Origin of the sequence: Massilia niastensis DSM 21313 (assembly GCF_000382345.1) — a bacterium.
Classification (GTDB): domain Bacteria; phylum Pseudomonadota; class Gammaproteobacteria; order Burkholderiales; family Burkholderiaceae_D; genus Telluria; species Telluria niastensis.
The window spans coordinates 1-10534 of sequence record NZ_KB908180.1 but is presented as its reverse complement, the minus strand read 5'-3'; the positions used below and the strand labels follow the sequence as shown (position 1 = coordinate 10534).

Genomic DNA, 10534 nt, shown 5'->3' with positions numbered 1-10534 from the left:
TACTACTGGCGGAGAGGGTGGGATTCGCCTACATCCCGCAGGCCGCCCCGGCGCCTGCAGGCGCCGGGCTTCGAATCCCACGCGTGAGCCGCGCAGGCGGCTCACTCCTCTCCGGGGAAAGAAAAAAGGCTCCCGTCGGGAGCCTTTTTTGTACTACTGGCGGAGAGGGTGGGATTCGAACCCACGGTACGGTCACCCGTACGCCTGATTTCGAGTCAGGTACATTCGACCACTCTGCCACCTCTCCTGATTCGGTCGATTCTTGCTGTGAGCTGCAAGAGGCCGCATTATACACAGCGCTCAGCAGCAATGGCAAGTGATGAACTGCAACTTCATGCGGCTTGCCAGCTAGGTGCGCGTCAGCCCCATGATCCGGTCGCCCAGCTCGATGCCGGAGATGGCCATGCCGTGGCCGGCGGTCAGGCGCAGCTGTTCCCATTGCGCCAGCCCGACATCGGGCGCCGCCGCGCGCTGGCGCAGCAGCATCGCCAGGGTGAGCGCATCGGCCGCCGCCTTGGCCGTGCTGTCCGCCGCGTGCGGACGGGGCACGAAGGCCGCATCACCGAGCAGCAGCACGCGCCGGTCCAGCATCGCCGGCGTCTGCAGGTCGACGATCGCCTGCACGAAGGGCGCGGCGGTAGCTTCCAGCAGCGTGCGGAACGAGGGGGCGGCCAGCCCTACCGCGTCGCCCAGCAGCGCCGCGACGTGCTCTTCCCTCACCTCGCCCGGCGGCAGCGACGCCGTGTGCGTGCGTCCGTCGCGCCCGGTCAGCAAGGCCGCGAGCGGCCCGCCCGCCCCGACGCGGCGGTACCAGATCCAGTTCCAGCGCCGCCTGCCATCCTCGACCGAGCCGTCGTCGCCGGGCACCAGGTAAGCCAGCAGCAGGTGCGCGTCGCCCTGCTGGAACACGAAGGATGCATCCAGCTTCTGGCGCAGCGCCGCCGGCAGCAGCGCCTCGGGCACGCTGCCGCGCCACGCGACATAGCCCGCGTAGGCAGGCTCCAGTCCGGGCAGCATCTGCGCGCGCACGGTGGACCTGGCCCCGTCGGCGCCTACCAGCAGGTCGCCGGCCTCGCTGCGCCCGTCCGCGAAATGGGCGGTGACGCGCTGCCCGTCCTGTTCGTAGGACGTGAAACTCGCGCCGCCATGCAGGCGCTCGGGCGGCAGGCCGTCGCGCAGGATCCGGTACAGCACATTCCATGAGGTCTGGGCCTGGGGCATGGGACTGCGCTGGAGCACGCGGTCGGAGGCACTCAGGTAGATCCGGTCGATGGAGCGCACCCCCGGAACAGGATCGTGCACCAGCCCCGCGAACTGGAAAGCCTGGAGCACGTCGGCCTGCAGCACGATGCCGCCGCCCCGGCCGCTCAGCTCACCCACGGAGCGCTCGAACACATCGACGTCCCAGCCCGCCGCGCGCAAGGCGTTCGCGGCCAGCAGCCCGCCCAGCGAGCCGCCGATGACCAGCGCGCGCGGCATGGCGACAAGTGCGTGCATGGCATCTCTCCCCGGGACGGACTCCCCTCCAGTGTACGGCGAGAGCCTTGCGTTGGGAACATCCGAATCGATGGCAGCCTTTACACAGGAGCGCAAGACACGCGCCAGTGGCTGGCGTGCGCGACGGGGCGATAAGCGCGTGCTTATCGCCCACCGATGCAAATGTGATTGGCCGGCGCGGCCGAGGCTCTCTACCATGCGCTCATGGACCGGCGTATTCCCGCCGTCCTCACCATGGAACGGAGTGCTCATGACCTGCCCGGACACCTCGCTGGCGGGCCGCCAGGACAACCTGGCGGCCTCGTTCGCCATCTTCGCCGGCCTCGGCGCCAGCCTGGTCGCCATCGGCCTGGCCCGCTTCGCCTACACGCCCCTGATTCCCGAACTGATCAAGGCCCACTGGTTCGCCCCCGGCCACGTGGTCTATCTCGGCGCGGCCAACTTCGCCGGCTACCTGGTCGGGGCGCTGATGGGACGCCGGCTCGGTGCGCGCTGGACCCATCGCACCATGCTGCGCGCCATGATGGCGCTCGCCACCCTCTCCTTCGCCGCCTGCGCGGCGCCGCTCTCGCTGGGCTGGTTCTTCGCCTGGCGCTTCCTGTCCGGCTTCGCCGGCGCGGTGGTGATGGTGCTGGCGGCGCAGACCGTGCTGCCGATGGTGGCGCCGGCGCGCCGCGGCCTGGCCAGCGGCGCCATCTTCATGGGCGTCGGCGCCGGCATCGTCGTCTCCGGCACCCTGGTCCCGGCCCTGCTGCGCGCCGGCCTGGCCGCTACCTGGCTGGGACTGGCCGCGTGCTCGGCCTTGTTCACCATCCTGACCTGGCGCGCCTGGCCCGCGCACGATGCGGCGGCCGGCGCCAACGCGCCCGCCGGCCGCATGCCGCGCGCGGTGCGCCTGCTGTACGCCGAATACGCGGCCGTCGCGGTCGGGCTGGTGCCGGCCACCGTGTTCCTGGTCGACTACGTCGCGCGCGGCCTGCACCAGGGCACGGCGCAAGGCGCGGTCTACTGGGTCGTGTACGGCGCCGGCGCGCTGTCGGGCCCGATGCTGTACGGCCTGGCGGCGGACCGGATCGGCTTCGCCCGCGGCCTGCGCCTGGGGCTGGCGTTGTCGGGTGCCGCGGCGGCGGCGATGGCCCTCTTCCCGCATGCGCTGACCCTGGGCGCCGCCAGCCTGCTGCTGGGCGCGTTCACGCCCGGCGTGGCCACCCTGATGATCGGCCGCCTGCACGAGCTGCTGCCCGGCGCCCCTGCGGCCCAGCATGCCGCCTGGGGCCGCTCGACCACCGTGTTCGCGCTGTTCCAGGCGCTGGCCGGCTACGGCCTGTCCTGGCTGTTCGCCTGGAGCGGCGGCCAGCACGGCGTGATCTTCATGGTGGCGGGCGCCGCCTTCGCCGCCGCACTGGCGCTCGACTTCGGCGTGGCCGCGGCGCGCCGCTGAAGTCCGCTCACAGGCGGCCGTCCACGCCGCCGAGCGCGAAGCGGCGCGCTTCCTCCAGCACGATCTGGACGAAGTCGAGCAGCAGCGGCCGCGCCTCGTGCGTACGCCAGAACGCGTGCATCAGGAGCGGCGCCAGACCGCTGACCGGAATCGCCTTCATCCCGTGTACGGCCGCGCCGATCACGTAGCCGGTGCCCAGCATGCAGCCGAGTCCTTCGCGCGCCAGCTGCATCCCGGCCTGCACCTGGGTGGTCTCGTAGACGATGTTGGCGGCCTTCCCGGTCTGACGGAGGCTGGCCTGGATGGCGTCGTAGACCGAAGGGTTGATGTCGCGCGCGAACATGATGATCGGCTGGCTCACCAGGGTCGCGAGATCGACCGATTCAAGCCCGGCCAGAGGATGGTCGCCGCGCACCAGCAGGCGCCAGCGCGAGGCCATCAGGCGGCGCGTGCTGATCGAACCGTCGGCCGGCAGCGCGGCTTCCGGATCCTCGAACATGACGCCGAGGCCGACGTCGATCTGGCCGCGCTGCAGCGCGCCGACCTGCGCCTCGGCGTCCATCTCATGACTGGACAGGCGGATGCCTGGGTACAGCGCCTGCAGCCGTGTCAACGCCACGGGCAGCAGCGCCACGTTGGCGTATTCGCGCAAGCCGATCGACAGCCGCAGGTCCTGGAAGTGGCCGGCCTCGCGCGTGCTGCGGGTGGTGTGTTCGAGCAGCTGGAACACCTGCTGCACGCCGTCGCGGAACACCGCGCCCGCCGCGGTCAGCGCGACCCCGCCGGGCTCGCGCGCGAACAGGCGCACCCCGACCTCTTCCTCGAGGCGCGCGATCTGCTGGCTGAGCGCGGGCTGGGTGATGAAGCACAGTTCCGCCGCGCGGCCGAAATGCAGCTCGCGCGCCAGGATCAGGAAGTAATGGTAACGCCGGAGCTCTCCGGTTCGCATGCGCGGCCCACGGTGGAAACAAGGGGGAACAAGCTTAGCATCCGCCCGCCCTTCCCGCATGCAGCCCTTCAGCGCCGCAGGTGCTCCGGCCCCTGCAGGCGCATCTGCCAGTCCTCGACCGTGCCGGTGTGCAGGCGCCGCTCGAAGGTGAGGCGCCAGCGCTCGGCCAGTTCGCTGACCCCGGCCGCCGCCCGCCATTCGTCCGGCAGCGACGGCGTCGACAGGTCGGGCGGATACAGCGCCGCGATCAGGCGCGCCAGCGGCCAGTCCGGACAGGGACGGTCGACCAGTTCCAGCACCTCGCCGGCGGCCAGCCAGCCTTCCCGCAGCACGCGGTAGTACCAGCCGGTGCGGCCCAGCGACTGCATCGCCAGGGCCGCATCCGGCCGTCCGAGCCGCAGGTTCAGGCGAAAGCACGGCTGGCGCCCCTGGGTCACCTGCAGCAGGGTCGAGCCGGCGCGGAACACGTCGCCGACATGCACGTCGCGCTCGGTCATCCCGCGCGTGGAGACGTTCTCGCCGAAGGCGCCGGGCGCCATGGACACCGGGCTGGCGGGATGCCAGGCCTGCCAGTCGGGATAGTGGTCGGCCGCGTAATGGTGCAAGGCCTTCTCCGGCCCGCCGTGGTAGACGCGGTCGCCCTGCTCGTCGCCCTGCAGGCCGTCGCGCGCCAGCCACAGCGCCTCGCTGCGCGGACGCTTGTCGATGCCGCTCACGACGGCCGCCTCGCCGCCGCCCGCGATGACCACGGCGCGGCCGGTCAGCAGCGCGTCGATCGTGCTTGCCGGCGCCGGGATGTCAGGTCGAATAGTCATGCTTGCCGATCTCATGCAAAGGAGTCCTAAGCAATTCTAGCATCGTGCTGCCTTTCGCGTGCGGGCACGGCCAGCGCAAAAGCGACGAGCGAAGTCCAATTATCATTTGCAATTATTTTATAACCATTATATTTTGTAATTAAAACGGGAGTACCAGACGGCACTTCATGAAGACATTCGAGGAGACAGAACATGCGCAAGCATTGGAAGGGCTGGTGTGCCGTATCACTCCTGCTCGGCGGCACGGTGGCATCCTCCGCGGGTTGGGCGCACAGCCCGCCCCCGCCCGAACAGCGCGTCTCCGAGCCGGGACGCTACGCCGGCTATGCGCCGAAGCTGTACGCCGGCTGGCAGCGCAGCTCCTTCTACCTTCCCGTGCGCGACGGCACCCGCCTTGCGGTCGACCTGTACCGGCCGATGGAGGATGCGAAGCCGGCCGACACGCCCTACCCGGTGGTCTGGATGCACACGCCCTACCAGCGCGGCATCCGCAATCCCGACGGCAGCGTGCGGCGCTCCGGCACCGTCTACATGGAGCCGCGCGACCTGGCCCTGTACGGCTACGTCGTGGCGATCGTCGATACGCGCGGCAAGGGCGCGTCCTTCGGCTGGCGGCGCGGCATGCAGGACCGCATCGAGGCGCAGGATGCCTACGACGTCACCGAATGGCTGGCGAAGCAGCCGTGGTCGAACGGCAGCATCGGCATGACCGGCTGCTCCTACGTGGGCGGCAGCCAGGACAACGCCGCGATCGCGGCGCCGCCGCACCTGAAGGCGATCACGCCGGGCGCCACGCCCTTCAACCGCTACGACTTCGTGTCGCGCGGCGGCCTGACCGCCCAGTACCACACCCGTCCCGAAGACCCGCGCGACATGGGCGCCGAGGCGATGCCCGTCGACGCCGACACCGACGGCAGCATCATGGCCGCGGCCAAGCGGGAGCGCGTGAAGACCACGATCATGGCCGACATCTGGAAGGACATTCCCTTCCGCGACGACTGGTCGGAAAAGCTGGGCAGCCGCTTCTGGGAAGAGTCCAGCCTGTCGACCTATCGCAATGCCATCGAGATGAACGGCCCGGTCATGCTGCGCTGGACCGGCTGGGAAGACGAATTCTCGGCCGACCAGTTCGTGGCCCGCGCCAACCTGCGCAACGTGGTGAAGACCATCATCGGACCCGAGACCCATTGCCGCAGCGAGCAGTTCAACATGTTCGACGAGCACCTGCGCTTCTTCGACCGCTACCTGAAGAACGTCGACAACGGCTACGAGCGCGATCCCTCGATCTACTACTACACCTACAACGCGCCGGCCGGCAAGGAATGGGCGAAGTCGGACCGCTGGCCGGTGGCCGGCACGCGGATGGCACGCTACTTCCTGTCGGCGGCCAAGGGCGGCGCCAGCCTGGCGACCCGGAAGCCTACTCGGGGCAAGGCGAGCTTCGTGACCGATTACTCGGTCATCACCGGCTCCCTCAAGACGCCCTACTGGCCCGAATCGCAGTACGGCCGCGGCCTGAGTTTCTCGACCGCGCCGTTCGCGAAGGACATGCGCATCACCGGGCATCCGGTGGTCTCGCTGTGGCTATCGACCACGGCCCGCGACGGCGACACCTTCGCCTACCTGGAGGAAGTCGCGCCCGACGGCCGCAGCGCGATCCGCGCCCACGGCCGCCTGCGCGCCAGCCACCGCAAGCTCGGCACCGCGCCGTACGACTACCTGGGCCTGCCCTGGCACCGCAGCTTCCGCGAGGACCACACGCCGATGCGGCCGGGCGTGCCGGCGCAGCTGAGCTTCGACCTGCTGCCGACATCGACCATCGTCAAGCAGGGCTACCGCCTGCGCCTGGTCGTCACCGGCGCCGATCCGCGCCAGCGCACGTTCATGGACATCAGCCCGGCGCCCACGGTCACCCTGCTGACCGGCGGCGACACCGCATCCTTCATCGACATTCCCGTCGTTCCACTGGAGCCGCAACAATGACCCGCATCCGCATCCTCGCCTCTGCCATCTCCGGCCTGCTCATCGCCGCCTCCGCCCAGGCGGAAATCAGGAACGTGACCGGTCCCATGCCCTACGCCAGCACCGCCGAGATCTACAGCCCCGGCGGCCTGCCCGGCACGCCCGCCGGCGACGAGATCGAGGCGGCGGGCTATGTCGAGGAAGAGTATTTCGTCTCGGGGCTGGGCGATGTCTACGCGTCGGGCGAGGGCAAGCCGCGCCTGGAGAAGAGCGGCCTGCCCTACACCACGCGGATCCTGGTGATCCGGCCGCGCGACCCGGCCAGGTTCAACGGCATCGTCCACCTCACCGGCATCCACCCGCACCAGGGCGGCGTGCAGTGGAACTGGGCTTCGCAGCTGGTCCTGGGCTCGGGCGCGGCCTATGTCGCGGTGAATACCGGCACCGACGAGGGCAGCCGCTCGCGCTCCACGCCGGACGCACCGGTCGCCACGCCCTGGATCATGCGCTGGTTCGACAGCGAGCGCTATGCGCCGATCAGTTGGCCCGACGACGACGGCATCCGCTGGAGCGTCTTCGCCGACACCGCCAAACTGCTGCGCGCGAAGGACCGCAAGATCCTCGCCGATGTGGACATCAAGCGCGTCTACTCTTCCGGCTGGTCCTTCCTGGGCAGCTTCCAGCGCACCTACATCAACGAAGGCTTCCACGACCTGTTCCGCCAGGCGGACGGCAAGCCGCTGATCGACGGCTACATGATCGGCATCTCCAGCCCCTGGCAGAATTCGGGCTACCTGCCGATCAATGCGCGCTCGCCGGCGCCGCCGCTCGGCCATCCGCGCCGGATGCTGCGTCCGATCGACGTTCCCGTGATCGAGCTCCTCTCGCAAAACGAAGCCCAGGCCAACAACGGCAAGCAGGCCGAATCGCGCGACCGGGGCCCGGGACGCCACCGGCTGTATGAAGTGGGCGGAACCTCGCACCGCGACCTGGGCGTCAGCATCGAGCGCAGCTACCAGCGCCAGCTGGCCGAACGCGGCCACCCCGCCATCCGTCCCGACGCCGCCTGCTCCTTCGACGAAACCGACGTGCCGCTGCGGATGCTGTTCACGGCGACCATGGACAACCTGGACCGCTGGGTGACCGAGGGCACGCCGCCGCCGCCGAGCGCCCAGCTGGAGTTCGACGTGTCGCAGCACGTCGCCCACGACGCATTCGGCAACCCGAAAGGCGGGGTGCGCAGCGTCGCGCTCGACCTGCCGCTGGCCCGCTACGGCGCCCCGGCGGCGCGCCAGTGTGCGACCTATGTGCCGCAATATCTGCTGATGCGGAAAAATCCGCTGGCGGCCGCCGACCTGAAGCGGCTTTACCCGGGCGGCAAGTCGGACTACCTGGCGCGCGCCGACAGGCGCATCGGCCAGATGCTCGCCCAGCGCTGGCTGCGCGAGAGCGATGCGGCGCTCTACCGCGCGCAGGTGCGCGCCGCCGCCGACAAGGCGTTCGCGCCATGAGCCGGGCGCTGCGTGCCGCCGCGGCGGCGCTCTGCCTGTCCCTGTGCGCCGGCGCCGCGGCGGCCGACGCGCCGCGTCCGCAGACCGCACGCATCTCCGAACCGGGACGCTACCAGGGCTACAGCGCGCCGCTGTACGACGACGTCCAGCGGACTTCGGTCCATGTGCCGGCCGCCGACGGCACACGCCTGGCCATCGACGTCTACCGGCCCATGCGCAAGGGGCGCGTCGAAACCAATCCGCTGCCGGTCGTGTTCCAGTTCACGCCCTACAACCGGGCCCTGAGGATGCCGGATGGTTCGGTGCAGCCGTATGCCAAGTTCCCCATTGGCCTGGCCGCCTACGGCTATGTGCTGGCCATCGCCGATGTGCGCGGCAAGGGCGCCTCCTTCGGCACCCGCAGCGGTCCGGCCGACGACCATGAACTCGGCGACGCCGCCACGCTCATCGGCTGGCTGGGCCGCCAGCCCTGGAGCACAGGGAAGATCGGCGTCAACGGCTGCTCCTACAACGGCTCGACGGCGACCCAGGCGGCGCGCGCGCCATCGGATTTCGTGAAGGCCGTGTTCGTGGGCTCGTCCATGCTCGACCAGTACGACTCCTTCGCACCGGGCGGCATCGCCAGCAAGGGCTTGCTCGACGATGTGGTGCCGGCCGAGCAGGTCATGGCGGTCGACGGCGACCAGGGCGACAGCCTCAAGATGCAGGCGCTGGCCGAACATCGCCGCAATACCAACACCGGCAACTTCTTTGCAGCGAGTCCGTTCCGCGACGATCCCAATCCCTACACGGGCACCAACTGGTGGGTGCGGGCCAGCCTCTACCCGCACCTCGGATCGCTGCGCAAGGACATCGGCTTCTATTTCCATGGCGGCTATTTCGACGGCTACGGCACCCCGAGCGTGCTTCAATACCTGAACCTCCCGAATCCGAAGAAGCTCGCCTTCGGCGGCTGGAGCCATTGCGAAAGTCCCGGCTTCAGCCTGGACATCGAGCGGCTGCGCTTCTTCGACTACTGGCTGAAAGGGATCGAGAACGGCGTGATGCGCGAGCCGCCGGTGCTGGTGCAGGTCAAGCGCGCGGAGGAAGGCGCGGAATGGCGCGCGCTGGACCGGTGGCCGAGCGATGCAAGGCGCTCGCGCTACTACCTGTCGCCGGAGACGCCGCCCGTCAATCCCGCCATGCGCGGCGGCCCCACACCCTGGCATGACGGCAGCCTGGCGCAGCGCGCGCCGGGCGCCGATGCGAAAGGCGTCCAGCTTGCCGGCCTGCCCGATGTGGCGCCGATCATCGCCTACGGCTATGCGGTGGCGGGCGTGGAAGCCTACAGCGCCAGCTACACCCTGCCGGCCCAGATCCTGGGGCGCGAGATCGTCGGACGGCCGAGCGCGCGCCTGTGGATCGCCAGCCCGGCCCCGGATGCGGATGTCTACGTCTACCTGGAAGCCATCCATCGCCGCGGCGGCGCGGAAGTCATCGCCTCGTCCGCCCTGCGCGCCTCGCACCGCAAGACCGGCGCCGCGCCCTACGACACCGGCGGCGTGCCCTGGCACACCCACCTGCGGGCGGATGCGCAGCCGCTGCAGCCGGGCATCCCGGTCGCGCTCGACATCGCGTTTTCGGCGACCGCCTACGCGCTGCAGCCTGGCGACCGGCTGCGCGTGTCGGTGACCAGCCGCTCGCCGCGCAGCGGCAAGGGGAGCGAAACGCCGATCACGGTGATCAGTGATAACGCGCATCCGTCCTGGATCGAGGTGCCGGATGTCGACACGCGGGAGCGGGCCATTGCGCCGGGGCTGGGACGACCGGGAAAGTTACCGAAACTGATCGGTTCGGCAGGCTTATGACGTTCAGCACGCTCTCCGAGGAAGCTCGGTGATCGAGAGTCGGGCCATCTTCCAGGCGCTGGTGCGCCTGGATTCCTATTTACTTCTCGGCTTTTTCACTTTGGCGGCGACAAATTTCCTGGCGCCGCGATTAGTCGGCGAAGAAAAGTCCTTGGCTTCAACCGCCGATGCAGTACGCGGCGGCGCGCGGAAGCGAACGCCTGCTGCCTCCGCGGCCTCAGGATACACTGCGACACGCTCGCCATCGGGAGCACCTTCGATGGCATAAGGAAGCGCTGAATAAATAAGGTTTCCTTCGCGCCGGTGCGACAAACCGGTGCCGGCAGAGACGAGCGCCGAAATCAGCTATTTTTTGCGTCTATTCGACGCTGCCGAGCAGGTTTCGGCGTGTCGCGGCACGCGTTTCCCCATTCAGGACGGAGTTCGGGCGCGAGCGCTCCCAAAGGTACGGCCGGCAAGCACCAGATTGGCAAAGGCAAACAAGGTGAACAGCTGTGCAGTGTTCTTCGCCA

General features: G+C 69.4%; 7 protein-coding genes and 1 tRNA gene. 4 read left to right on the top strand and 4 right to left on the bottom strand.

The window, feature by feature from the left end; translation table 11 throughout:
- Positions 1–157 precede the first annotated feature (157 nt).
- Together H162_RS0129065 and H162_RS0129060 are read right to left on the bottom strand one after the other, a co-directional pair.
- A tRNA-Ser gene (locus tag H162_RS0129065) sits at positions 158–247 on the bottom strand.
- Between the two features lie 101 nt (positions 248–348).
- Positions 349–1497, bottom strand: coding sequence for an FAD binding domain-containing protein (locus H162_RS0129060; RefSeq protein ID WP_020656993.1), 1149 nt, complete (start codon positions 1495–1497; stop codon positions 349–351).
- A gap of 250 nt (positions 1498–1747) precedes the next feature.
- On the opposite strand from H162_RS0129060, the gene H162_RS0129055 reads away from it, so the two are divergent.
- Positions 1748–2938 carry a YbfB/YjiJ family MFS transporter gene (locus tag H162_RS0129055; protein ID WP_020656992.1) on the top strand — a complete coding sequence of 397 codons (1191 nt, stop codon included), beginning with the start codon at positions 1748–1750 and terminating at the stop codon, positions 2936–2938.
- A gap of 7 nt (positions 2939–2945) precedes the next feature.
- Here H162_RS0129055 and H162_RS0129050 read toward each other — a convergent pair whose 3' ends face one another.
- A complete protein-coding gene (locus H162_RS0129050) occupies positions 2946–3887 on the bottom strand; it encodes a LysR family transcriptional regulator (protein ID WP_020656991.1) in 942 nt (313 codons plus the stop codon).
- A gap of 68 nt (positions 3888–3955) precedes the next feature.
- Positions 3956–4702, bottom strand: coding sequence for an MOSC domain-containing protein (locus H162_RS0129045; protein ID WP_020656990.1), 747 nt, complete (start codon positions 4700–4702; stop codon positions 3956–3958).
- A gap of 192 nt (positions 4703–4894) precedes the next feature.
- Between H162_RS0129045 and H162_RS32315 the strand changes: the two genes are divergently transcribed.
- Genes H162_RS32315 through H162_RS0129030 form a run of 3 tightly spaced genes read left to right on the top strand, consistent with a single transcriptional unit; the run spans position 4895 to position 10022 of the window.
- On the top strand, positions 4895–6685 hold the full coding sequence (locus tag H162_RS32315) for a CocE/NonD family hydrolase (protein WP_020656989.1): 1791 nt from the start codon (positions 4895–4897) through the stop codon (positions 6683–6685).
- A complete protein-coding gene (locus tag H162_RS0129035) occupies positions 6682–8175 on the top strand; it encodes an alpha/beta hydrolase domain-containing protein (protein WP_020656988.1) in 1494 nt (497 codons plus the stop codon). Before H162_RS32315 ends, H162_RS0129035 begins: the two co-directional genes overlap by 4 nt.
- A complete protein-coding gene (locus H162_RS0129030; protein ID WP_020656987.1) occupies positions 8172–10022 on the top strand; it encodes a CocE/NonD family hydrolase in 1851 nt (616 codons plus the stop codon). Before H162_RS0129035 ends, H162_RS0129030 begins: the two co-directional genes overlap by 4 nt.
- The last annotated feature ends 512 nt before the right edge of the window (positions 10023–10534 follow it).